This window comes from Mesorhizobium sp. M3A.F.Ca.ET.175.01.1.1, from assembly GCF_004791945.1.
Taxonomy (GTDB): domain Bacteria; phylum Pseudomonadota; class Alphaproteobacteria; order Rhizobiales; family Rhizobiaceae; genus Mesorhizobium.
The window spans coordinates 1-294 of sequence record NZ_SRTP01000356.1; the positions used below are offsets into that span (position 1 = coordinate 1).

1 protein-coding gene is annotated in these 294 nt (G+C 65.6%); it reads left to right on the forward strand.

Annotation, left to right across the window (positions count from 1 at the left end):
• The coding region (locus EN818_RS31975) for an esterase-like activity of phytase family protein (protein WP_189524018.1) at positions 1-294 on the forward strand (294 nt) is incomplete at both ends.

Here is a 294-nt window from a genome sequence, read left to right on the forward strand (position 1 = left end):
CGCGCGATTTCGGCGCGCTGTCGGCTTTCCGTTTCCTCAAGCCCGGCGGCGATTTCATCGGCGTCGCCGACACCGGCTTCTGGTTCTTCGGCAGCATCACCCGCGATGCCGACAAGCGCCCCTCGGGCGTGTCGAGTTTCCGCATGCAGCAGATGGTCGACGCTTCCGGTCGGCCGATCGACGAGAAATGGGAAGTCGACGCCGAAGGCCTGGCGGTCAAGGACGGCATCGCCACCGTCGGCTTCGAGCGCGAGCAGCGCGTCGTCCAGTTCAAGATCGACCCGGACGACATGA